The organism is Moraxella sp. CTOTU49097 (genome assembly GCF_032064105.1).
In the GTDB taxonomy this organism is placed as follows: domain Bacteria; phylum Pseudomonadota; class Gammaproteobacteria; order Pseudomonadales; family Moraxellaceae; genus Faucicola; species Faucicola osloensis_B.
The window spans coordinates 21,209-44,366 of sequence record NZ_DAMBOA010000006.1; the positions used below are offsets into that span (position 1 = coordinate 21,209).

Annotated in this window: 19 protein-coding genes; 9 read left to right on the top strand and 10 right to left on the bottom strand. The window is 43.2% G+C overall.

The window, feature by feature from the left end:
- Window positions 1-5 precede the first annotated feature (5 nt).
- The 5 genes from thiE to RT064_RS05345 form a co-directional block, all read right to left on the bottom strand.
- Window positions 6-662: a thiamine phosphate synthase gene (thiE, locus tag RT064_RS05325; protein WP_313062203.1), complete on the bottom strand. Its 657-nt coding sequence runs from the start codon at window positions 660-662 to the stop codon at window positions 6-8.
- A complete protein-coding gene (locus tag RT064_RS05330; protein ID WP_313062204.1) occupies window positions 652-1,113 on the bottom strand; it encodes a GNAT family N-acetyltransferase in 462 nt (153 codons plus the stop codon). The genes thiE and RT064_RS05330 overlap by 11 nt, the downstream gene beginning before the upstream one ends.
- Window positions 1,114-1,135: 22 nt before the next feature.
- Window positions 1,136-2,068: a lantibiotic ABC transporter permease gene (locus RT064_RS05335; RefSeq protein ID WP_313062206.1), complete on the bottom strand. Its 933-nt coding sequence runs from the start codon at window positions 2,066-2,068 to the stop codon at window positions 1,136-1,138.
- Window positions 2,069-2,317: 249 nt separating this feature from the next.
- On the bottom strand, window positions 2,318-2,620 hold the full coding sequence (locus RT064_RS05340) for a polyhydroxyalkanoic acid system family protein (protein ID WP_313062207.1): 303 nt from the start codon (window positions 2,618-2,620) through the stop codon (window positions 2,318-2,320).
- Between the two features lie 72 nt (window positions 2,621-2,692).
- The gene (locus tag RT064_RS05345) at window positions 2,693-3,292 is read right to left on the bottom strand and encodes a TetR/AcrR family transcriptional regulator (RefSeq protein ID WP_095355405.1); all 600 of its coding nucleotides are present in this window, start codon (window positions 3,290-3,292) and stop codon (window positions 2,693-2,695) included.
- Between the two features lie 223 nt (window positions 3,293-3,515).
- Here RT064_RS05345 and RT064_RS05350 point away from each other — a divergent pair, with 223 nt between their 5' ends.
- From RT064_RS05350 to RT064_RS05370, 5 genes are read left to right on the top strand one after another with little or no spacing between them, the layout of a single operon-like run.
- Window positions 3,516-4,265, top strand: a complete 750-nt coding sequence (locus RT064_RS05350) for an SDR family NAD(P)-dependent oxidoreductase (RefSeq protein WP_313062209.1) — start codon at window positions 3,516-3,518, stop codon at window positions 4,263-4,265.
- 33 nt (window positions 4,266-4,298) lie between these two features.
- Window positions 4,299-5,930, top strand: coding sequence for an NAD(P)/FAD-dependent oxidoreductase (locus RT064_RS05355; protein ID WP_313062210.1), 1,632 nt, complete (start codon window positions 4,299-4,301; stop codon window positions 5,928-5,930).
- 6 nt (window positions 5,931-5,936) lie between these two features.
- A complete protein-coding gene (locus tag RT064_RS05360) occupies window positions 5,937-6,860 on the top strand; it encodes a DUF1365 domain-containing protein (RefSeq protein WP_313062212.1) in 924 nt (307 codons plus the stop codon).
- A gap of 32 nt (window positions 6,861-6,892) precedes the next feature.
- Window positions 6,893-8,308 (top strand): class I SAM-dependent methyltransferase, encoded by a 1,416-nt coding sequence (locus RT064_RS05365; protein ID WP_313062214.1) that lies wholly within the window; start codon window positions 6,893-6,895, stop codon window positions 8,306-8,308.
- Between the two features lie 58 nt (window positions 8,309-8,366).
- Entirely contained in the window at window positions 8,367-8,783 is a 417-nt protein-coding gene (locus RT064_RS05370; protein WP_060995743.1) for a DUF2177 family protein, read from the top strand.
- A gap of 62 nt (window positions 8,784-8,845) precedes the next feature.
- Here the strand turns inward: RT064_RS05370 and RT064_RS05375 are convergent, their stop codons facing one another.
- Window positions 8,846-9,577 (bottom strand): SDR family NAD(P)-dependent oxidoreductase, encoded by a 732-nt coding sequence (locus RT064_RS05375; RefSeq protein WP_313062216.1) that lies wholly within the window; start codon window positions 9,575-9,577, stop codon window positions 8,846-8,848.
- A gap of 159 nt (window positions 9,578-9,736) precedes the next feature.
- Entirely contained in the window at window positions 9,737-10,252 is a 516-nt protein-coding gene (locus RT064_RS05380; protein ID WP_313062218.1) for a fasciclin domain-containing protein, read from the bottom strand.
- 277 nt (window positions 10,253-10,529) lie between these two features.
- On the opposite strand from RT064_RS05380, the gene RT064_RS05385 reads away from it, so the two are divergent.
- Window positions 10,530-11,975 carry an FAD-dependent oxidoreductase gene (locus RT064_RS05385; RefSeq protein WP_313062220.1) on the top strand — a complete coding sequence of 482 codons (1,446 nt, stop codon included), beginning with the start codon at window positions 10,530-10,532 and terminating at the stop codon, window positions 11,973-11,975.
- Between the two features lie 99 nt (window positions 11,976-12,074).
- Here the strand turns inward: RT064_RS05385 and RT064_RS05390 are convergent, their stop codons facing one another.
- Window positions 12,075-13,739, bottom strand: coding sequence for a fatty acid--CoA ligase (locus RT064_RS05390; RefSeq protein WP_313062222.1), 1,665 nt, complete (start codon window positions 13,737-13,739; stop codon window positions 12,075-12,077).
- Window positions 13,740-13,997: 258 nt separating this feature from the next.
- On the opposite strand from RT064_RS05390, the gene RT064_RS05395 reads away from it, so the two are divergent.
- The 3 genes from RT064_RS05395 (at window position 13,998) to RT064_RS05405 (ending at window position 16,507) form a co-directional block, all read left to right on the top strand.
- Window positions 13,998-15,185 carry a JmjC domain-containing protein gene (locus tag RT064_RS05395; RefSeq protein WP_313062224.1) on the top strand — a complete coding sequence of 396 codons (1,188 nt, stop codon included), beginning with the start codon at window positions 13,998-14,000 and terminating at the stop codon, window positions 15,183-15,185.
- Window positions 15,186-15,197: 12 nt separating this feature from the next.
- Window positions 15,198-15,869, top strand: a complete 672-nt coding sequence (locus tag RT064_RS05400; protein WP_313062227.1) for a hypothetical protein — start codon at window positions 15,198-15,200, stop codon at window positions 15,867-15,869.
- A gap of 80 nt (window positions 15,870-15,949) precedes the next feature.
- Complete coding sequence (locus RT064_RS05405) at window positions 15,950-16,507, top strand: hypoxanthine-guanine phosphoribosyltransferase (RefSeq protein WP_007115322.1); 558 nt, start codon at window positions 15,950-15,952, stop codon at window positions 16,505-16,507.
- Window positions 16,508-16,607: 100 nt separating this feature from the next.
- Here the strand turns inward: RT064_RS05405 and recD are convergent, their stop codons facing one another.
- On the bottom strand, window positions 16,608-18,593 hold the full coding sequence (gene recD / locus RT064_RS05410) for an exodeoxyribonuclease V subunit alpha (RefSeq protein ID WP_313062229.1): 1,986 nt from the start codon (window positions 18,591-18,593) through the stop codon (window positions 16,608-16,610).
- Between the two features lie 30 nt (window positions 18,594-18,623).
- Window positions 18,624-23,150, bottom strand: coding sequence for a UvrD-helicase domain-containing protein (locus tag RT064_RS05415; RefSeq protein ID WP_313062231.1), 4,527 nt, complete (start codon window positions 23,148-23,150; stop codon window positions 18,624-18,626).
- Between the last annotated feature and the right edge of the window lie 8 nt (window positions 23,151-23,158).

Genomic DNA, 23,158 nt, shown 5'->3' on the forward strand with positions numbered 1-23,158 from the left:
CATAATTATTTAATCATATTTTTGAGCTGTTGACTGGCGAGTTTGACATCTTTTTGTCCCAAAATTGCAGAAACGACTGCCACGCCGTCAATCACATCACCCATGGACGTGTCGGCAGCTTGCAGCGCTTGTTGTAAGGCGGGCAGGGTGGTGTGATTGATACCACCAATGGCGACAATCGGAAGCGTTACCGCTTGTCGTATCTGGGTTAAGCTCGCTATGGTAACTGTTTGGGCATCTTGTTTGGTGGATGTAGCAAACATCGCGCCAACGCCCAGATAGTCTGCGCCATCTGCTTGCGCTTGAATGGCTTGCTGGGCGGTGCGCGCGGAAACTCCAATGATTTTATCTTTGCCTAAAATTTGTCGAACCACGCGACATGGCAAATCACTTTGACCGATATGCACCCCATCTGCCTCAACTGCGAGGGCAATATCGACACGGTCATTAATCAGTAATGGCACATTATAGTGGTGGCAAATCGCTTTGATACGCAGCGCGCGCTCATAGAATTCTTTGCTAGCAATCGCTTTTTCTCGAAGCTGCACCAATGTCACGCCGCCCAATATCGCTTGTTCAACGGCTTGTTCAAGCGTCTGCTGTTGCAGGCAATTGCGATCTGTGACCAAATACAGCCGATAATCAGCACGGTTAAGCATCATGTTTGACTTCCCATATCATATTGACATGCTCAATGCCATCTTCAAGGTAACAGTCACCTTGTATACAAAAGCCGAGCGCTTGATAAAAGTGTATCAGATAAGTTTGAGCGGCGATAAAAATCGGCTGGCTAGGGTAGTATTGCTGGCAAATTTCAATGGCTTTTTGCATCAAATCACGCCCATAATGGTGACCGCGAAAATCGCCAACCGTTAACACGCGACCAATCGCGACATAACCCAAATAATGATAATCAGGTGGGATAATCCGCGCATAACACGCCAGATTATTATCGATAAAACCCTGTAAATGCCAACACACCAAGTCGGTGTCATCAATGTCTGGATAGGCACAATGTTGCTCTACAACAAACACATCGCAGCGCGCCTTAAAAATGCCATATAAGGCTTGTGATGATAACTGTGGCAGTAGATTGAGTTGAAACGTTAGCATACGAATAAATTGAACATCAGCACTATTTTAGGCTGGCTTGGCTGTCGATATTATGCCATTTGACCATCTTTTTACCCAATAACGGTAAGCAAAACGAAGGCAATTGGTACGCGCCAATCAGCGGTAAAAACATCGCACCCATAAACGGCGTGGTGATGGTATAAGCCAATAACACATTGCGACCACCGCACGCCAGCGCAGAGATAATGGCGTTTTCATAGCCAAAGCGGCGGTATAAAAAATAAGCAGAAAAGTAAAATACTAACGACAAGACGGTGCCCAAACCAAATAAGCTTAACGCCTGCATGGGATTGGTGTCAAAGGTATGTCTAAAGCCCGACATCAATCCAAGCGGGAACATCATCAGTAAAATAATGTTAAACTTGGCAATTTTTGGATAATAAGTATTGAGCTTATCATGGGGAATATATCGGCGTGCCGCGACCGCCAAAATCATGGGGGCGATAATGTAAATCAATAACCGCTTAATATACAGAACAAAGTCTAAATGAGCGTCCTTGCTGCCAAGTAACCACAATATCACCAGTAAGCTAACAGGCATGACCAACGTGGCTGTAATGGTCTTTGCCATGGCTAGCAGTGCATCAAAACCCACTGCATTCACAATAGCGCCCGTGCCAAATAGCGGCGCGGTGGCTGACAGACCCGCGATAGCCAACAACAAATCACCACGGACACCCAGTAAATAAGCAATCAAGGTCATGGCTAAGCTCATCAGCGCACTTTGGAATATAGCAAAACCCCAAACATATTGGGTGGTCATTCGTCTAATTAGCTGGGTTTGGTCAATGCCCAACAAGGTAAAAAACATCAAGAAAAATAAAATCTGCGGCAGAAGCCCAAGCACAAAATGCGACACATCAGGAAATATAAATCCAATCACACCAAACAACGGCATAAAAATCGTACTGTGACGGGCAATAAATCCAATCATGATAAATCCTTGGCGATTTTAATGATAAACAAACAAATGATAAATAAATAATTGAGTGAGCATACTACTCATTATTGATTGATAAATGCAAATGGTTTTACTGCTAATTGTCATTTCATCATTAAATTAATCACAGTGCCATACATCTCGTTTTTGACGCCGATAGCTTTTATTTCGCATAATGTATATTATGTTAAATAAAATAATTCAAACTAAACGCTAACTGCTACTCAAACCTCACTGTATCTGCTAACGGTCTTTTACAGCTTGCAATGCGTTATCAAGATTTTGATTCACCGTCTTTTCTATCAGCGGCAAAAAACTTTTGAATAAAAACCCAAGCGTTGCTTGCATATCAAATAATTTATCATTCACTGTTAACGTACCTGTCACACCGGCACGAGAAAAGTTGACGCGTATTTGATCATCACTGCGCACTACATCGCAATGCATTTTATAGTCTTTTTCTGCTGAGACAATCCAGTCTTCGGTTATCTCAAAGGCTTGCGCTTTACTGATGCCATGCTCACGATGAATCACAAAATTACTCATACTTTTCTACTTTTTTTCTACGCTGTCTTGGGTTTTTAGCTATTTATTGTTAGTGGTCTGCGTTAGCTTAATTTAGGTTAGCCCTTCAAAACACGTGCGGGTCACGATAGCGATAATCTCATCATCGTCATACAACTGCGACGAACGTAAAAACCCCAGTACAGGGTCACAAGCTCTGGCATACAAGGTGTATAAAATTGCCAGTCCTGGTATGTTGCTTTGCAACTTGCCCTCTGCTTGCGCTTGCTCAATCCATTCACCGATGCTATCTGACAACATGACCAAGTTGTTGGTGTAATCGTCATTGGCGATTAGCAGCTCGCGCAGCTGGGAGTTTTCACTCGGCAGATTCGGCATTTTTTGCGCCAGTTTTAGTCGCATCGCCCACTGTGTCAGCGCCTTGAGCTTATCGATGGCTGTTTGGTCGGTTGCGTTTAGCTGATTGATGACCTCAAGCGCTTTGTGCATGATATCAACCAGCGCTGCCATGCCTAGCGCTTCTTTACTGGGAAAATGTCGATACAATGACGCCTTGGCAATGCCCACTGTATCGGCAATCTCATCGACGGTCATCGCGTCATAGCCTTTGGTGGCTAACAAATGGTTGACCGTTTCAATAATCAGCGACTCACGCTCTAGCATCATTCGCTGTTTAAACGTTAACTTTTTCATCACAAGTTTCTAATGTTCTTCAGGTTTCTAATATTTATGAGGTTAAAAATTAGCTAATATTATACTACAAATGTTTTTATGATACTCATTATTTTATTATATACCAATAATTATATTTTTATACTAAATAGTATAAAAACTATTGCCAACCATCCGCTACTCTTTTATAGTATTCGGTAAGTCGTTTTCAAAATTTTGTATTGAGTTGTTATATTGAGTCGCTATGATGCCCAGCCCCCATTCCTCAAAGCCATTATCCATCGTCATTACAGGTGCAACCTCAGGCATCGGTCTACAGTTGGCGATGGATTATCTAAGCCAAGGGCATGATGTTTATACGGTGGGGCGAAACAGCGATGTTTTGCACACGTTGGCAACGATGGGTGCAAAAACGATTCAGCTCGACTTAACCGAATATGATGCCGTGATGCAAGCTTTTAACGACATTAAAACGTTGGATTTATTCATTGCGGCGGCGGGTATTTGCGAATACATCGACATGCCAAACTTTGATTCGCGGTCTATCATGAGGGTGATGAACGCAAATTACGGCTCGTTAGTGCATGCCATCGAAGCGCTCCTACCCGCCCTCAAGGCAACTAAAGGTAAAATTGTCACCGTCGGCTCAGCTTCTGCTTTAGTGTCCTTTGTGCGTGCAGAGGGGTATGGTAGCTCAAAAGCGGCAATCCATTATCTTAGCAAAACCTTGCAAATGAGCCTGCAACCTTATGGGGTCAAAGTGGCTTTGGTAGTGCCGGGCTTTGTCAAAACACCGATGACGCTGCACAACGACTTTCCAATGCCTTTTTTGCAAACCGTACAGCAAGCTAGCCAAGCCATCCAACAAGGGATTGCCCATGATGATAATGTCATTGAATTTCCACAGACATTGGTACAGCCCCTCAAGCTATTGGCGAAGTTACCTGATGCAGTATGGCATTTTGTGGGCTCAAAACTTTCTCATACGACTTAATTATTTGACTTGGCTTTAAAGGCATATCCGCACATGGCAGTGTTTACAAAAAAATCCCCGCACTCTACTCACACAGCACTCAAGCCTGTAGTGGCCAAACCTACTAAACCAAAGATTGCCATTATTGGCAGTGGTGTATCAGGGCTAACTTGTGCGTATTATCTCAAAGACAGTCATGCAGTGACGATGTTTGAAAGCAATGATTATCTAGGCGGGCATGTCAATACGCTGGATGTCACTGTTACCGAGCGTTCAGCTTTTAAAAATCCGTTTAGATCATCAACGGAAAAAGTCGCCATCGATACAGGGTTTATTGTATTTAATGAGCGTACTTACCCCAATTTTATTCGCCTGCTTGATGAACTCAATGTGCCGTTTCAAAAAGCTGAGATGAGTTTTTCGGTTAAAAATACTTATATTGATTTTGAATACAATGGTCACACGTTAAACAGTCTGTTTTCTCAGCGCCGCCATGTGCTAAGCCCCAGATTTTGGCAATTTGTTCAGCAGATTTTACGCTTTAATCGCGAGACCAAATCACTATTAGCAAATTTTCGCCAAGCCGATAAAATGCAGCAAGCAGCTTTAAGCCAGCAAACACTCGGGGATTATTTAGACAGTCATGACTATGGCGAGTTGTTTAAAACCAACTACTTGGTGCCGATGGTATCTGCGATATGGTCGATGGGAATGGATGACGCCAAGCGTTTTCCCCTACTCTTTTTTGCCCAGTTTTTTGATAATCATGGGCTGTTAGATATGGTCAATCGCCCGCAGTGGTTTACCTTGGTGGGCGGCTCGAAGCAATACGTCAATGCCTTAATCACTCGGCTCGCTGCAGCAGGTACAACCCTGTATATCAATACCCCAGTGCAATCAGTCACGCGTGGCAAGGATGGCGTTAGCATTGAATTTATTCATCAAGGTAAGCGTCAAGCCCAAGTGTTTGATGACGTTGTATTTGCTTGCCATGCCGATGTGGCAAGACATCTACTAGCTGATATCACTGAGACAGAATCGGCTATTTTAGGGTCTTTTGAGTATACAGATAACGAAGCGGTTTTGCATACTGACACCCAAGTTCTACCCAAAAAACCGCTGGCTTGGGCAAGTTGGAATTACGCGATTGATAAACCCTCCGCGCGCGTGGCTGACCAAAAACCTATATTGACGTATCACATGAATATCCTTGAGCGATTGACGGCAAAACATAACTATTTGGTGACGCTTAACACACCGATTAATGAGGCACATGTCATCAAACGTGTGGATTATCGCCACCCTGTATATGACAACAAAATGACCGATGCCCAAAAACGCTGGCATGAAATTTCAGCGAAGCGGCATACCCATTTTTGTGGTGCTTATTGGTTTAATGGGTTTCATGAAGATGGAGTAAAAAGTGGTTTGCGGGTATGCCAAAGTTTGGGGTTGGATATCGACATTTTGGTTACTGCCAATACCACAGCTGCCACAACCGCTGCACAAATCAAACGGCTGTCTAAGCCCAGCAAACCGTCAGCAAAATTTACTGTATCAAAGTTACCGAGCCACGCTGACAAAAAACTCTTGGTGCTGCAACGACGGCAAGTAACCGCCACGACCAACCATGCGTTTTGCCAAAACCTAGCGCATGATGGTTTATGCAAAACCCCTCAAAGGTAAATCATCATGACATTTGCCCATCAAATCCTGCAAGGTGTGACTTGGCATGCCAGACAAATCCCTACCCGTCATGTATTTCATTACCCCTATCGGTTTTGGGCAGTTAATTTAACCCAGCTAGCGGACAATCCATTACCTAAGGTCAATATGGTCGCTAGTCATGTGCCAACATGGTTGCCCCAATGGCTGAAAAAATCGCTGCAACAATCATTGAAGATCCCTCTGCTATCACAACACCATTGGGCGCTTTATCAATTCCATCAAGCAGATTATTTTGCTATCAATCGGTTAGACCCCTCTTTGGACAACCGTCTAACCGCATCAGTAGGACAACCTACGCCATCGGCTAGTTTATTGGTCAAAGCCCAACAAACTTGGCAGCAATTGACTGGCAGTCAGCCGACTGGCGAGGTGGTGGCTTTGGTCGTGTTGCGAAATATGGGTTGGTATTTTAGCCCGGTTAATTTTTATATTGGCTTTGATGAGAACCATCAGCCAAGCCATTTTTTGGCAGAGGTCTCTAACACCCCTTGGAACAAACGCCATTATTATGGTTTTTTACTCACAGGTGAAAAGACCTTGTACCAACATGACAAAGGTTTTCATGTATCGCCTTTTAATCCCATCAATCAGCAATATCATTGGCGTGTTGAGATTGACCCTAAACGCTATGCATCGGCAAATGACAATCCCGAGCAAAATGGCTTTGATGTTGTGATTGATATTGGGCTGACAGATAGCCGCGGTAAAGTGTTTAATGCAGGCGTGAGTCTTAAAGGCGTTCAATTAGATGAGGCTTCGGTGATAACGGCAATTAAGCGCCGACCCTGGATGAGTGCCACATCACTACTGCGAATTTACTGGCAGGCTTTTAAATTATACGTGCTAAAACGTGTACCTTATCAAGCTTATAACCAACGTTTACCCTAATAATTTACTGAAATTTTTTATGGGAACTGACTATGACACCGTCTTCTTTAGAGGCTAAAAACACTGCAACCTCTCACTCGTTAAATCACCCATCAAATGGTAAGGAGACCTTGGTGAAACGCCGTCAATCCGATTTAGCCAAGCGGCGCTCGTTTACCGATTTCCTACCCTATCCAATTGTTGATCATCTGCTCACGCCCGTTCAACAAAGTGCGGCAAAAGCAGCGCGGCAAATAATATTTTTATTGCTATCAAAGCTCAAACAGGGTCATCTAACCGTGATTGAAACTTTTCATCAGTCTGACAATGTAGCGACTAAGATAGCGAGTACCGATACACAACGAACGCTAGGGGAACAAATTGGCAATCATCCTTTGACAGTGACACTCACCATCCATTCACCGCAAGTGTATCAACACCTATTAACAGGCGGTTCGATTGCTTTTGCTGATGATTATATTGATGGTTTGTGGCAAGCCGATGATTTAACAGCATTTTTACGCTTGATTGCACGCAATTTGACCCTCATCAATACCATCGAAGCCAAATTTGCCAATGTGACCAAACGCTGGGAACACCGCCAACACCGCAATCGGCATAATGATAAAAACAACGCCAAATCCAATATTTTAGCCCATTATGATATTGGCAATGCGATGTATGCATTATTTTTGGATGAGCGCATGATGTATTCATCGGCAATTTATCCGACACCCTTATCAAGCTTGTCGGCAGCACAAACCCACAAGTTGGCAAAAATTTGTGAATTAGCTGAGTTAACAGCTGACGACCATGTCATTGAAATCGGCACGGGCTGGGGTGGATTTGCTATTTATGCCGCGACCCAATATGGCTGCCGTGTCACCACCACAACTATCTCAGACGCGCAGTATGAAGAAGCAAAACGGCGAATTGCAGCTGCCAATCTAACCGACAAAATCACCCTGCTAAAACAAGACTATCGTGAGCTTACCGGCAAGTATGACAAGCTGGTCAGTATTGAGATGATTGAAGCGGTCGGTCATGAATATCTGCCAGATTTTTTTGCCCAGTGTAATCGACTGCTCAAAGATAATGGGCTGATGGTATTACAAGCGATTACCTTCAATGACCGAGGTTATCAAAAATATTTGCATGGTGTGGATTTTATCCAAACCCATGTTTTCCCAGGCGGGTGTTTATTGTCTAACAGTGAAATTCTCAGCCAAGCGCGTGACCATACCGATATGCAAGTAATGTCATTGGTTGATTATGGCTATGACTATGCCCGTACCTTGATTGATTGGCGCTATAATTTTATGCAGGCGCTACCGCAGCTCAAGGCACTCGGATATGACGATGCGTTTATACGTTTATGGCATTTTTATTTTGCGTACTGTGAAGCCGGATTTTTGGAAAAAACCATTGGCGTGGTGCAAGTACGCCTTGAAAAAGCCCATTACCGTTAACCCAATTTGCGCGGCCAAAGGTTCATGACAATTAATAACAGGACACAAGGATTTAGCAATGGCACCATTAAACTATCTGTGGGTATATCTGATCGCCGTCATGGTATTTTTGGGTATTGATGCCGTATGGCTTAAAACCATGACCCAACGCTTTTATGCACCGCGCATTGGACATCTACTCAGTGAATCACCCAATATGACGGCAGCAGGCGTGTTTTATCTATTTTATGTTTTTGCGCTTTGCGTGGTGGTCATCTACCCGCAGTTAAAAGCTCACGCGTCATTGGCGGTATTGGCAGGATATGGGGTGGTCATTGGGCTGATGGCATATGGGACTTATGATTTTACAAGCTTAGCATTACTTAAAGGTTATGATAAAACTGCGGCACTGGTTGATTTTATTTGGGGCGGCTTGGTTACAGGATTAACTTGCGTGATTGTGGGCGTCATCTACAAAAACTGGTTGATGGATTAGCCTTAAGCTAGGTACACGGCTACAACCCTAATACAAGGTTAAGGCACAATTTTAAGGCGGCTTTAAGGCAGAATTTCTTTACCATCCCAAGCCCAAATTTTGCCCGAGTCTTTAGGCGTGAGCTGATGCAAAACCTTAAGTAAACTTTGCGCTGAGAACGCTGCGGTAAATAATTTACCTTCTGCCACATTTTTTTGAAATGGTTTGGATAACTCACTGTCTACCGTGCCGGGGTGCAAAGCAACGATAATCGCGTTGGGGTTTTTTCGTTGCAGTTCGATGCTTAAATTTTTAATGCCCATATGTAAACTTGCTTTTGCCATCCGATAGCCATACCACCCGCCCAAGCGATTATCCGAAATGCTCCCTACCCGTGCCGACAATACGGCAAATAGCGACTGGGAGGATTTGTTTAAGGCGGGCAAGGCGTATTTGGCAATCATCATCGGTAATACCGCATTGATGTGGAAATATTGATGCAGCTGATCGGCTGTGATATCACGCAGCGATTTTTCAGGCGCGATGGATTGAGCCTCGATTTTAGAGTCATGTAATAACCCAATCGTCACAATAACACTGTCCAACGCTTGGGTGCTACTTATCGCTTTGATAAGCGCGGCGATAGCCAGTTCATCATCAAAATCAAGCTGATGAGAGACAATATGGGGTTGGCTAAATGCAATGGGTTTTCTAGCAATGGCATAAATGGTGGCATTTGGATAGGCGATAGCCAAACAATCACAAAATGCCTTTCCAATCGCGCCAGAAGCACCAAATATGGCAATCCGCTTCATAGTTTTACCCGCTCTATAACGATTTTTGAAAGTTAAAAAAAATAGCGATGACTCATATCACCGCTATGCCATCAGACCAATAAATTGTTGGCTACTATAGCTAAAGATAATTATGCTTAAAGACAACAATTTATGGCCAATAACTTTATCTATGATAACTTATCTTTTTGGCAATATGACACGGTCAATCACATGTACCACACCATTGCTGGCTTTGATATCTGTGGTGACAATGTTGGCAACACGGCCATTGGCATCTTGTAATTTACCATTTGAAGTCACCATGATGTTTTGACCTTGTAAGGTTTTAACCATACCTGGCTTGATATCTTTTGCCATCACCGTGGCTGGCAGCACATGATAAGTTAACACAGATTGCAATAACGGTTTGTTTGCAAACAATTGCGCTTTGTTCATACCGAGCTCAGCAAGTAGATTAGCAAAGGCAGCGTTGGTCGGCGCAAATACGGTAATGTTTTTAGTGGTCGCGACAGTGTCGGCTAGACCTGCGGCTACCACCGCTTCAACTAATATTGAGAAATCTGGATTTGATTTTGCTACCTCAACAATGTTAGCCGCGTGCATCGGTGCATGAGCGGTATGAGTTGGCGTCGTTGCACAACCGGCTAATAACGTGGTAGAAATCGCCGCTGCTAAGAAGGCTTGTTTTAACATATTTATTTTCCTTATTTAATTATGCTTATTTAATTATGATTGTTGGATAAAATACAGCTTAGCTTTTTAAGCTAAATTAACTTTAACTGATAATATTAGAATTTTCAATATATTTTTATACTAAAAAGTATAAAAAATACTATTTATTTTAATATATACTATTGGGTAAAATTCATTAACAACAAAAGCGACAATTACTGCATAAATGTCACAGTAACTAGATTATTTTCCGCTACAATTTATTTCTTTACTTTGGGCAACGCATAAGGGCAAAATTATGTACGTTAATTCAAGTACGCAATCACCGACTGTAGCAGTTATTGGCGGTGGTTCAGCAGGTTCTACGATTGCTATACGGCTAGCGATGGCGGGCATCCATGTGCATTTGATTGAAAAAAATGCCAGCCTTATCAACGCCCCGCCTATGTGTCATCTGCATGCAGGTGGCAATTTGTACCGCGAAATCAGTGATGAAGATTGCCGCATGTTGATGCGCCAATGTATTGATATTGCCAAATTATATCCAGAAAGTATTGATGTGCGCCCTACCCTCATCACGGTGCCAAAACGCGATAACAATACCGCCACTGACTTACTGCCACGTCTTGATATGTTAACGGCTTACTATCAGTCATTGGTTGATACTGACCCTAGCAACCAAGTGTTGGGCAAAGTTCAAGATTATTACCGAGTATATGACAAGCAGCAAATTCAACAGCTAATTCAATTAGCAGCTAAAGACATTCCGAGCACCACGGATGAGTGGGTCGTCGCGGCTCTTAAAGTGATAGATTTGGAAAAACTGCAATACCCCATCATTGCGGTGCAAGAATTTGGCTGGAATATTTTTAGGCTCTCTGCCAGTGCTTTTTTACAATTGCAGCACTTAGAACGCGCTCAAGTCCATCTAAATGCCCAAGTTGATGATTTAAAACGTCATAAGGATGGCTGGCAAGTGTCTTTTACCGATGAAAATGGTGAGCTTCAGCGTATCTATGCGGATTTTGTGGTCAATGCTTGCGGGTTTAGAACCGGTATTATTGATGATAAAGCAGGCGTGCATATCAAGCGCATGGTTGAATTTAAAGCTTCTTATATTAGTGAATGGCGTGATTATAAAGGGCGTTTGCCTGAGATTATTTTTCATGGTGAGCGTGGCACGCCCAATGGCATGGCGCAGTTTACCCCTTATCCTGATGGGTTTTTTCAGCTACATGGCATGACTGAAAACATCACTTTATTTAATGATGGGTTGACAAAAGCCACACAAGAAAGCAGCCAACCGCCCATTAATCCACAATACCTAAGTTATATTGAAAACGGCTGGGAACCAAACGCCCTAAAACAGCGCACCCAAAACGCCATAGATTATGTCAGTGAATTTGTGCCAAGTTTTCGAACTGCACAAGCGGGAGATAATGCGTTATATGGTGGGCAGCAAGTACCGAGTGATGATATTACTGTGCGTGTCGCAGATTTGCAGGTGTTTGCCAAGCTGCGTTATGCGGTGGCAGAGAATGTGAAAGCCAATTCTACCCTAGATGTGGCGGATAAAGTCATGGATGCGCTAGTTGATGCCAATTTAATAGAAAAATCTGCTTGCAAACGTCCCAACTGGCACAAAATTGATGTCAATGAAGTCAATATAGTCGCACGCGATATTGCCAAAGCCCGACATTACCCGTTACCGATGGCAAAAGTAAATCAACGGTTACTGGTTTGATGGATTGCTTGATTATTTGATTGCTTGGGTGATAAAAAAGGTAGAAAAAATTCTACCTTTTTTACTTTCTTTTTTACTTTATCGTGATTAAGTAACAGTCTAAGCAAATAACCCTTGGGCATATTGGTCGCGGATGACTTTTTTATCAATTTTACCCACGCTGGTTTTTGGCAATTCCGTGATAAATTTCACATCCTGAGGAATACCGTATTTTGGCAAATGACCGCGCTCATACGCTTGTTGCGCAATCGCGATGATGTCCTCGGCTTTGGTGTCTTGATGATCGGGTTTGAGCACAATCAATGCCATCGGTCGCTCACCCCAGCGCGCATCAGGAATGGCAATCACAGCAATGTCGGCAACGCTTGGGTGTAATGACATGATGGTTTCTACTTCAAGTGAAGAGATCCATTCGCCGCCCGATTTGATGACATCTTTTAGCCGGTCGGTGATTTTGACATTGCCTTTTGCGTCCATCCAACCGATGTCTTGGGTGTGTAGATAACCGCCCTCCCACAGCTCGTTGCCTGCGTCCTGATTTTTGTAGTAACTCTGCGTCAGCCAAGGTGAACGCACCACGATTTCGCCTGTAGATGTGCCATCGTTTGGCATACGTTTGCCATTGTGCCAGATTTGCAAATCGACCAATGGCACCGGCGAGCCAGACAAGCAGCGATGCTCAATTTGTTGTTCTTCGCTCATGTGTTGGAATGTTTCATCAAAGTTGACAATGCTGATAATAGGACAAGTCTCTGACATGCCATAGCCCGTACAAACTTCGATGCCGCTGGCTACCGCCATTTTGGCAAGCCCTTGATTAAGTTTAGAGCCACCGATGACCATTTTTAAGCCGTTGAATTTTTCTTGGCGGCTGTTGATTTCACCCAGTAGCATTTGCAAAATCGTTGGTACGCCATGGGTGGTGGTGACATTGTGTTTTTTTACCAAGTCAACCATGGTGGAAGGCACATAGCGACCCGGATAGATTTGCTCCAGCCCTAGCATGGTTGCGACAAAAGGAAACCCCCAAGCATGGACATGGAACATAGGCGTCATTGGCATATAGACATCTGAGTAGCGCAGCCCTTGACCTTCGATATTAAGTGCATTGGCAACGGCAACTACGAGACTATGCATGACGATTTGACGATGGCTAAAAAATACGCCTTTGGGATTGCCGGTTGTACCGCTGGTATAGAAAGTTGTGGCAATGGTGTTTTCATCAAAATCTTCAAACTCGTACTCATCGCTGGCTTGTGCTAGCATGGCCTCATATTCGCCTTGGGCGTATGGGGGCATTGGCATGTTGTTATCATCCAACCAAATCACATGCTCGACCGATGGCGCATCTTGGGTGTGGCTTTTGATCATCGGTGAAAATTCTGAATTTAACAGTAGCGCTTTTGGTTTGGCATGATTGATGGTATATAGCACTTTGTCTTCTGACAAACGCACATTGACGGTTTGCAAGATATAGCCACACATCGGGATGGCAAAATAACACTCCAAATAACGGTGTGTATCCCAATCCATGACCGCAACCACATCGCCTTTTTGTAGGTTTAAGCCTTTTAATACATTGGCTAAGCGATTGACACGTTTGAAAAACTCATGATAGGTGTAACTGGTTTTGTCGGCATAATGGATTTTTTTGTCGCCAGAGACCACTTTGGCGCGAGACAATAAATTTTTGATAAGCAAGGGAAAACCATAAGCTTGGTCGGCTTGTAGGTAGTTTTCGTGTTGATTTAAAATAGCTGTCATAGAACATTCCTTTGTTGTGGTTAACCAACGAGTCAATTAAATATTGCTCGTCTAACTTTCCTGTGAGTACTTCCTTGTGAGTATTGACTATATACGAGCGTTATAACCAATACAACAAAAAATATGAAACTTTCCAGTTCAATATGTTTCATATTTTTACGCTTTTTTTACACTTTGGTGAAAAAAATTTTATTATAGGGTTTTGATAGACTGCCTTTGCTATAATGCGCGTTACATATCCCCACTGAACGAAAAAATATGACCCAACACTTTTGTTTGCCTAGCGATATCAGCCCCGAACAATTTTTGAGCGAGTATTGGCAAAAAAAACCACTGCTAATCAAACAGGGCTTGCCGCAATTGGTTGGTATGTTTGAGCCAGACGATATCATCGGGCTTGCGCAAGATGAGGACGCCACTGCCCGACTCATCAGCGAAAATAACCAGCAATGGTCACTTAAAACCGGCCCTCTTACCGCCAAAGATTTTCAGAAACTGCCAAAACATTGGACGGTGCTGGTGCAAAATATGGAACAATGGTCGCCAGCGCTTGGCAATCTATGGCATGCGTTTGATTTTATTCCGCAGTGGCAACGTGATGATATCATGGTGTCGTATGCCCCCTCAGGTGGCAGCGTTGGCAAGCATTATGACAATTATGATGTCTTTTTGGCACAAGGGTACGGCAGACGCCATTGGCAATTAGGCAAATATTGCGACCAAACCACCCAATTTGAAGCAGGTCAACCGATTCGTTTGATGAATGAGATGGGCGAGCTGATATTCGATGAGGTGCTTGAGCCAGGCGATGTGCTGTATGTCCCGACCAATCTTTCCCATTACGGGGTGGCCGCTGAGGATTGTTTGACTTTTTCCTTTGGTTTTAGGCGACCTACCCCATTACAACTGCTCGATAGTTTGGCGGATGTCGCTACCCATTTTGATGATTTAGCCATTCCCCTCAAAATCAACCAACCAATGGCAGTTGCAGGCGAGCTGTCGATAGCCAGCGTTCAAGATATCAAAGCGCAGCTTATTGCGCTGCTAAACTCTGAACTTGGCGATGAAATAATCACTCAAGCGATTAGCGAAACGGTAAGCAAGCGTCAATATGAGCTGATGCTCTCTGATGAGTATGCCGATATTGATGAGCTACAAAGCGCCTTGGCAGCGGGTGCGGTCATCATGCAAGACATGTCTAGCCGTATTATCTTTACCCGAAACCAGGCGGATTCAAAAACTCAAGCAAAAATTTATGTCAATGGCTGTGCTATTGACTCGGAAGATATGCCCGCTAACGCGCAATCACTCCTCATTCGGCTCGCCAATGGCGAATCCGTCGATGAGCAAATTTTGCAAGCAGCCCATGTTAAAACTGATATAATTTGTGATTGGATAGAAAATGGCTGGGTAGTGCTTGATTACCCTGAAGACATCATTGGATAACGAAAAAATATTATGAGCTATTATTTTGGGTTTACCCCTTCCGCAGAATTGAGCGCTACCATTGATGAGGCGTATGAGCTGATTGCTAGCAAAAGTAGCGAACGTTATGACGTTTATCGCGATAAAATCACCCACTTGACCAGTAAAGAGCTGATGGATGCGCTACTGATTAAATTAATCGAATCGCTACCGGATGATTCAGAACGAAAAGCGCATTTGATTAAAACCGCAGAAACCATTGAAGCGACTAGCGATAAACTGATTAACACACTATTAAGCCCTACAAAAAATGAAGATGTGTTACCTAGCTTTGATTTTTTTGACCAAAAAGTGTTAAAAAACACCCAATCCGGTGAACGTCGTATCTCAGTGCCACTGAGTGATGAGCTAGCAAAGAACTTACTGGCTACCATAGAAAACGTCCAAGCAGGTAAAGGGCTTGAAGAGCAGCAAAATTTAATTCGGTTATTTAGCGAGCTAACCAAAGCCTGTTTGCAGCATTTTTTGGTCGATTTCACCAAAACGCTCAATTTAAATATGCTCAAACGCGCGGCAATTCCAGTGACCGACGGCATCATCGTCAAAGTAATTGACATTGCCCTACGCCGTTTAATCCCACAAATGCCGCAAGAATCGCTTGAGCGTTTTACCAAACATTACCAAGCGTTAATATTTAACAATTAGGTATTGCTAACCGTTATTATTCAATTGGATAAAACTGCGTTACAATAGCCCACTTATTTTTTTAAATTAATAGGTCCACCATGAATCAACTTAGCAATCAGCAAATCGAAGAAGCGCTACGCAATTCTGAATGTCTCATCAGTAGCTTTGAAGTGAGTAGTGCTTACGAGCGTTTGGCAGCCAGTGTCAACCTGCATTATGCAGGTCAAAATCCCATTGTGATGGTGGTGATGAATGGCGGGTTGATTCCAGCAGGTCAACTGCTTACCCAGTTTACCTTCTACCATCGTATGTACTATATACATGCTACCCGCTATCGCAACAACCAAGGCACCAATGAACTTGAATGGAAATTCAAACCTGAAATTGATTTGGCAGGTGAAGATATTTTATTGATTGATGATATTTTTGATGAAGGCATTACCCTAAAAGCGGTGGTGGACGAGCTGGCAAAAGAAAATCCAAAATCTATCCGCACTTGTGTGCTACTCAATAAACTGCATGACCGAAAAGTACAAGAGTTTAAAGTCGATTTTGTGGGTCTCGATGTTGCGGATCGCTATGTGTATGGCTGTGGTATGGACTATCACGGGTATCTACGCCATATGCCAGGGATTTATGCGTTAAAAAATGTGTAAAACTACTTGTCATAAATAAAAAGGTATCGCTAGATACCTTTTTTTATGGCATATTTTTTAGAATATATCTTTTTATGATGTCTATTTTTGTGACTATCTTTTATGGCATGTTGTTGAGATGATCAAATTGTAGCTGTAAGCCAGTTTGTCGAACGGCTTTTTGCGTCACCGCTAACTCAAAATTCTCTTTAGCGCTATATATGGATAAGGCTGATTTACTGCGCGTCACCGCTGTATAAATCAGCGCTTGGCTTAGTAGCCTTGTATGCGCTTTATCAATACAAATGGCGACCGTATGAAATTCTGAGCCTTGTGACTTATGAATGGTCATCGCATACGCATAGTCGCAACTTTCACGGCTTAATCGCTGAATGGGTATCACTTTTTCTGCAAAACATGCGTATAACTGCCCTTGGTACAACAAACAAATCGCAATATCACCATTGAATAACCCCAACTGATAATCATTGTTTTGGATGATAATCGGTAAACCGTGATAAAAGTAAGCTTTGGTTCGAGTGATTTTAGAAAACTCGGTAAAAGCTAAGCTCATCTTTTGGTTGATTGATTGGGTGCCCAATTGTCCTTGATGACCTGCACACAGAATGCGGTAACTATCAAATATCTCAAATAACCCTTTTCGATTATTCGCTTCAAAAATATTGACGGGCTTGCTGTACCATTGCTGCATAAGCGCAAAAAATGGATGGTAAGGTTTCGCTAATTGGTTAAAAACAGCAGGCAAACTCGAAGACGCATCAATTGGGTAAAAAGGAATATTGGCTATTTGCTGCTTTGTTTGCTGTGTTTTATCAGCCAAGTCTGATGGATTTTCACTTTGAGACGGCTTAATTGCTTGCAAATCAATGGGTTGTAATAATTGCTGGATTAACTTTATTTTTTTAGGTGCAGGCAAATTTTGCTGAATAGCGAGAGCGAACTGACCGACAACTGAATTTGAATCAAAGCGTTTTGACTCGGTCAACTCAGTGATATAAGGCTGCAAAAGCGTCACCGCACACAAATCTGATAGAACCGACCCCGCGTCTACTGCCGCCAGCTGGTTTGCATCACCCAACAAAATCAGCCGACCCGTGGGTTTGATAGCATCAACCAACTGACTGGCAAGCTCAAGCCCTAGCATGGACGCTTCATCTACAATAATCAAATCATCGGGTAACGGATTTTTGGCGTGATAGCGTGGTGTGCCATCACTACCAATACCCAACAGTCGATGTAAGGTTTTTGCATTGTCCAAAGTGATTTCTTCATTTTGCAGGCTTTTTTGCAAGCTTATTCGTAATGACTCTTGCATACGCTGCGCTGCCTTCCCTGTAGGTGCAGTCAAGGTGATAGATAAAGGTGGTAAATTAGGGTCCTGTTTTCTTTTATGCTCGTGCTCCTTTTGCAGCGTGGTTACCAGCTTCGCCACGGTAAAAGTTTTGCCCGTGCCAGGTCCACCGATAATGATACTAAGTGCGTGTTGGCCTGATTTTTCGATGGCGAGTTGCTGCATCGCATTGGGCGCCAAACCGTTATCGATTTCCTGTGATGATGATATACCACTAAACGCCGCCACTTTTCTATGGGCAATTTTCATCAACTGTTTGGCTAACGATTGTTCTGCATACCATTGCCGATGTAGCCAAACAATGTAGCTAACTTGCGTTTCACCAACTCCATCAACTGCTTGGGCGAGCTTTTGAAGAATAATAGGTGTATTGGTATCATGGTTGTATAACTCATCATCCTTCGCCCCTATTACGCTTACCCAGTTATTGTCCGTCAACTCTGCAATGAGTGATTTTTCATCTTCATTGTTGACTGTCATTTCATAAACAGTATGACCTTCTGACAGTTGTTCATTGATTTGGTCAAAAATTTGCAAGATTTTTGGTTTTTCTTTTGGTTTTTCTTTTGTTTTTTTGCTATTTTTTTGATTATTTTTGCTTAGGCTATTTTTATTGGTGTCTATATTAGTTAGCTGTGATTTTTGCTGCTTGCGGTATTGAATAAAATTGGCTAATTGGGTTAATTTAGCGGTTTCTTCAAGTGCAGCGGTTGGCTCAGTCGTGTTTGTTTTCATGATAAATTCTTTATGCGTAATTGTTAAATTTTAATTGTCATTGGGATAGCCGAACATATCATCCAGTGCCAAGATAAAGTCACTATCAAACTGCTTGACTAGTTTCCCCCGGGTGTCATGTTTGGGTGACATACCGCGTAAAAAGGCATATTCGACCGCACCCAAATGGGTATTGATATCATAATTGGGTAGTCGTAACTTTAAATAGCGATGCAGCGCCACTTGGTAAATGCTCGCTTGCAACCAATAACTATGCGTGGTCATCGCGTCATATAATGCCGTTTGGTTGTAACTGTCGAAATCACTACCAAGATAATTGCTTTTATAATCGACGATAAAAAACTGTGTGCCGTGCTGATACACCAAGTCAATCTCCCCTTTGAGATACTGCCAAACCATGGTGTTGACTTCTTGGCTTTGCAATTGCAGTGGGATATCAAATTGGTGAAACAACGTGTTTAAGTCGCTAAATGACAAATGCTGATTTAAGCGTAGATTAAACCCTAATTCAGCAACTTTTTGGTTATATTTTATATTGACCAGCGGCACTGCCGAAGCCGCTAACGGCGTATGGATGATGTCATCTAGCCAATCCACCAACGCGACATAATCTGGCTGCAAATGGTCGATGTTGATATCATGCCAGTTGCCATACTGTCCTGCACTACTCTCTTTTGTAGAAAAATAATTGCTCGGCATTTGGTAGCGTCTTAACGTGCGATCCACCATGACGGACCAGCGTTTTAACTTGTCTGATCTGGCATCTTGCTGTGGCACCGCCAACTCAGGGGTTTCATTGTAATTATTGGCGATATCTTCTAAAACACTATGTAAAAAAGTTCCCGGGTTTGTGCCTTTTTCAAAGTTAAATCTAATGGAATTAACCTCGTTACTCGACTCCCCCGCTGGCCCGTTATTGGGGATAGGCAATAAATGGATTTGCGCCGCTGACAAAATATCATCATCTTGCCTATCTTCTGCATTAACCACTGTGTCAACGCTGGTATGGTCGATATAACGAGACAATGCGGTGAAACTGGTATTCGCCCATCCTTTAAAAGTGTCGATGGTGATGACTTTGATGATTTCATCGTAATCAATCTTAGCGACTGTCTTAGCGACTGTAGCGTTTTGCTCATTTTGCCTATTTGTTTTGGGTGTGAACTTTAGCTTTGAGTCATAGTATTTGCTTAGGCTATTTGAATTTATGATATTTGTCGTTTCAGTCAATGTTTCTTTGACAGCAAATTTTGCTAAATCGTCCATGAAAGGCGCCAAAGCAGAATTTTTCACCGCAGATTTTTTGGCGACGGTCACTAGATACACTTGTTCTTTTGCGCGGGTAAGGGCAACGTACAATAATCGCAATCGTTCCTCGTAGGCAGATTGGTCTTCAATGGCGACATAATTGATTGAATTGATTGGATTGTTATCGGCTATTTGGCTGGGTAACGCGGTCAATCGGCGGTTTAATAGCGGGTTATCATTGTTTTGCGTCAATTTTTGAGTGAATTGGGGCGCTGCTTGATGGGTGGCTTGTACACCATACAGATATAACGGCGCACCATAAAACTTGGCTTTACTCTCCCCGGTAAACCCAACCACAAATACTATCGGAAACTCCAAGCCTTTAGACGCGTGAACCGTCATCAGTTGCACGCCTTCATCAGATGGCAAGCGCTGCTGCGTTGACCAATCTTCTTTAGGCTGCTGTTGCACTTGGGCGCAGAACCACTCAAACAGTTGATGCTCGCCTACCTGTCCATTGAACTGGTCGCTGATAATATCTAACAACTGGCGCAGATCGATGAGCAATCGCTCGCCATTTGGATGTTTGGCGAGGCGCTGCCAAAAATTGAGTGTGATTTGGCTGGGTAAAGTAAGCGGCTGATTGAGCAGCCACTCTATAGCCACCAAAAAACTGTGTTTTTGCCACAATTCGCTGGCGGTCAATACCAACTGCTGAATCTCAGCCAGACTGGTGTGTATTGCCGCTTGATGAGGATGAGGATGAGCTTGTCCTTGCGCCGCTTGGGTGTTAGTTTGATTAAGCGCATCATACAACTGGTTGATTTGTTCAAGGGTCAGCTGAAAAAAACTAGACAACATCAAGGATTTTAATTTTGATTCGCTAAATGGCGTCAACAGCACGCTTTGCAAGGTCATTAAATCTATACTCATGCTATCGCCAAAGACACTTTGACTACCGCCTCTGACCGTCGCAATCCCATGATGATGCAAGCGTTTCTCGATGGTATGAAGCTCACTGTTTTTGACTGCCAACACACAAATATCGCTCAGCGTCAAGCCACGAGTTTGGTAGCTTAATGGTTTGCCATCATCAAATAACTCAAAAATCTGCGCGGCAATCGCATCGGCATAATCCACCGTTCTTTCATCACTTGATGAGATGATGTCATTCGAGGAATTAGTATCATTTGATGTGACGTCATTCTCTCCTACTGCTATCACTTGCTGACTATAGGGCGCTTTATATTCGATAGCAATATGATTGAACGCAGGTAAGCTGACAGCTTCATTTTCCGCCGCATTACCGACAACCAGCTCTGCGGTTTGGCGTGTAGCAGAGATTTTGCGATAATAAATTTCATGCCCCATAAAATACGGCTGTTGGTTAACATTAGGCAGCTGGTCAGATTGATTTGGGTCAATATCCTGCTCGCCAACGCCATACCAGTGATTGAGGCTATCAATCAGTGCGGCTGATGAGCGATGGTTTTGGTTCAGTGACTTGGGTTGTTCTGGAAATAATTTTTTTAGCGTGGTGTAGTTTTGGACGTCCCCGCCACGAAATCCATAAATTGCCTGTTTGGGATCGCCTACCAACAGCAAAAACTGCGATGGGGTGTGATATTTTTTTCCATTTGATTTTTCTGCTTTATCTGCTGTCTCTGGCTCAAAGTCTTGTAAATAAACCCTTTGAATCAGTAACGCTTGTTCGGTGTTGATATCCTGCGATTCATCAATTAAGGCGATGGGATACTGATGGCGAATATAACGCGCTAACGACTGACCTTTTTTGCCCGATAACGCATCGTTTAACCGCGCCAATTGTAAGGCAAAGGTAGTTAGCCGCTGTGATTCTAGTCGTTTTGGTAGGTGGGTACGCACATAACGGCTGATAAACTGGGTAAAGTAAAAATTTACTTGTTTAAAGTAGTCTTGCAAGGCTTGCGTTTGTTGGATAAGCTGCCAAATGTTGTCCACGATATCAAAGGATTTGAATGTGGCGCTTTGCTGTTCTTTTTTGCCATTAAAGCCTTTATTATTGACGTATAAATCTTCAATGCCTTCTAGCACCTTCACTACATTGCCAACTTTGTACATAGCAAAAACATTGGTAATGTCATCCGTGCTGAGTAAATTTTGCAGATTTTTAATTTCGTTAAAGTGTTTATGAAGTTTATTGCCAGCACTAAACCCTTGGGCTTTGCGAAAGTCACTATCAAAATAGGCCTCAAACTCACTATCATTATCATCTGCAATCGACTGCATCAGTGCTTTGATGGCCGTGGTATCAAACGTTGTCAATGTTACCGTATCAATGTCAGCGGTATAAAAATTCAGCGCGCGATTGACCGCCTCGTAGTAGTCATCAACCGGTAAAAACACGTTATTGTCAAACATCATCGGATACAATTCAGGCATATTGGCATTGACCTGCGCCATAAATGCCCTAATTTGGTCGTGAATCATACCCTTGATGATGCCGCTGACATCATTACTAATTTGCACCTCTGCAGAAAACCCCGTTTCGCTACTGTATTCTCTTAGCCACTTTTGACACAAACTATCGAGGGTGCTAACAAATAAGCGATCAAGCTGGTTGAGCGCCAATGTGGTGCGCTGCAGTGCGATACGAAAATTGACGATATTTTTGGCAGGTTTATGGGTGCTGTTTTCACTATCGTCGGCGGTTGGCTTTGGGGTGCTGATGCTTTTTTTCGGGCTTGCTTTTGGGCTTGCTGCAGCAGTTACATCTACCGGCAAACCAAAGACTTGTTTGGCGACCCACTCGATTAAGTGTTTATTGATAGGGTCTTGGTACTTACCCAGTAAATTTTTTTGTGCCGCAAGCGCTTGTACCTGCGCAATAAAATGTTCATATTTTTGCACAGCGATAGCTTTCCTGCTATCCAACTCACTGTCGTTTAACGGTGTAAATGTAGAATGGTTAATCATTTGCAACAATTGATAAAAATCTTGCAAACGCTCACGAATCCGCTGGCGCATTTCGGCGGCGGCACTTCGCGTAAAGGTCGTGGCGATAATTTTTTCACACGGCTGCCCCGCTTGCACGATTAGTCGCAACATCACGCCCGTCAGCGTCCATGTTTTGCCTGTGCCTGCTGAGGCTTCAATCAAATGGCGCCCAGTCAATGGCAACGTGACGGCGGGCGGCAAATGCGGTAAAGATTCAGCGTCTTCTTTGATACTTGCTTCTTCGATGTTTGTTTGAGTGTTTGTTTCGATGCTCGCCTCGATATTTGTTTCACTACTTACTTTTATGCTTGGGGTATGAATATCGTGTTTCATAAGATTTC

What these genes read in the sequence shown, in the direction of transcription:
- RT064_RS05340 (WP_313062207.1), bottom strand. Translation starts at nt 2,620, where the DNA reads ATGAGTAATTTTGTGATTCATCGTGAGCATGGCATCAGTAAAGCGCAA.
- RT064_RS05415 (WP_313062231.1), bottom strand. Translation starts at nt 23,150, where the DNA reads ATGAAACACGATATTCATACCCCAAGCATAAAAGTAAGTAGTGAAACA.
- RT064_RS05345 (WP_095355405.1), bottom strand. Translation starts at nt 3,292, where the DNA reads ATGAAAAAGTTAACGTTTAAACAGCGAATGATGCTAGAGCGTGAGTCG.
- RT064_RS05370 (WP_060995743.1), top strand. Translation starts at nt 8,367, where the DNA reads ATGGCACCATTAAACTATCTGTGGGTATATCTGATCGCCGTCATGGTA.
- RT064_RS05380 (WP_313062218.1), bottom strand. Translation starts at nt 10,252, where the DNA reads ATGTTAAAACAAGCCTTCTTAGCAGCGGCGATTTCTACCACGTTATTA.
- thiE (WP_313062203.1), bottom strand. Translation starts at nt 662, where the DNA reads ATGATGCTTAACCGTGCTGATTATCGGCTGTATTTGGTCACAGATCGC.
- RT064_RS05360 (WP_313062212.1), top strand. Translation starts at nt 5,937, where the DNA reads ATGACATTTGCCCATCAAATCCTGCAAGGTGTGACTTGGCATGCCAGA.
- RT064_RS05405 (WP_007115322.1), top strand. Translation starts at nt 15,950, where the DNA reads ATGAATCAACTTAGCAATCAGCAAATCGAAGAAGCGCTACGCAATTCT.
- RT064_RS05390 (WP_313062222.1), bottom strand. Translation starts at nt 13,739, where the DNA reads ATGACAGCTATTTTAAATCAACACGAAAACTACCTACAAGCCGACCAA.
- RT064_RS05355 (WP_313062210.1), top strand. Translation starts at nt 4,299, where the DNA reads ATGGCAGTGTTTACAAAAAAATCCCCGCACTCTACTCACACAGCACTC.
- RT064_RS05365 (WP_313062214.1), top strand. Translation starts at nt 6,893, where the DNA reads ATGACACCGTCTTCTTTAGAGGCTAAAAACACTGCAACCTCTCACTCG.
- RT064_RS05350 (WP_313062209.1), top strand. Translation starts at nt 3,516, where the DNA reads ATGATGCCCAGCCCCCATTCCTCAAAGCCATTATCCATCGTCATTACA.
- RT064_RS05335 (WP_313062206.1), bottom strand. Translation starts at nt 2,068, where the DNA reads ATGATTGGATTTATTGCCCGTCACAGTACGATTTTTATGCCGTTGTTT.
- RT064_RS05395 (WP_313062224.1), top strand. Translation starts at nt 13,998, where the DNA reads ATGACCCAACACTTTTGTTTGCCTAGCGATATCAGCCCCGAACAATTT.
- RT064_RS05400 (WP_313062227.1), top strand. Translation starts at nt 15,198, where the DNA reads ATGAGCTATTATTTTGGGTTTACCCCTTCCGCAGAATTGAGCGCTACC.
- recD (WP_313062229.1), bottom strand. Translation starts at nt 18,593, where the DNA reads ATGAAAACAAACACGACTGAGCCAACCGCTGCACTTGAAGAAACCGCT.
- RT064_RS05375 (WP_313062216.1), bottom strand. Translation starts at nt 9,577, where the DNA reads ATGAAGCGGATTGCCATATTTGGTGCTTCTGGCGCGATTGGAAAGGCA.
- RT064_RS05330 (WP_313062204.1), bottom strand. Translation starts at nt 1,113, where the DNA reads ATGCTAACGTTTCAACTCAATCTACTGCCACAGTTATCATCACAAGCC.
- RT064_RS05385 (WP_313062220.1), top strand. Translation starts at nt 10,530, where the DNA reads ATGTACGTTAATTCAAGTACGCAATCACCGACTGTAGCAGTTATTGGC.